Raw genomic sequence first — 247 nt, 5'->3', positions numbered from 1 at the left:
AACCGCTCTGTTTTTGTTCGGTTTTTGTCGTGGTGTGATGGCGGTTTTCCGCGCTGGTGATATCGACCTGTTGACCGGTCAGCGTCAGGTCTTTACCGGCAATCACCTCGCTGCCGTGAACCCGGAGCTGTTCTCCTGCGTTGAGGGTGACATTGCCCTGGCTGCTGCCGACCGTGCTGCCTTTGCTAAGCTGGCTGTCACTGTCGGTGGTGACTTTCTGGCTGGCTTTGCCTAAGGTGAAGCCAAT

The 247-nt window shown here is 56.7% G+C and carries 1 protein-coding gene; it reads right to left on the bottom strand.

Translation table 11 applies throughout. From position 1 onward, the window contains the following. The coding region (locus tag EAE91_RS23940) for a hemagglutinin repeat-containing protein (protein ID WP_214090594.1) at positions 1–247 on the bottom strand (247 nt) is incomplete at both ends.

Origin of the sequence: Photorhabdus noenieputensis (assembly GCF_018448935.1) — a bacterium.
Lineage (GTDB): Bacteria > Pseudomonadota > Gammaproteobacteria > Enterobacterales > Enterobacteriaceae > Photorhabdus > Photorhabdus noenieputensis.
This window is presented reverse-complemented; position numbering and strand designations above follow the sequence as displayed.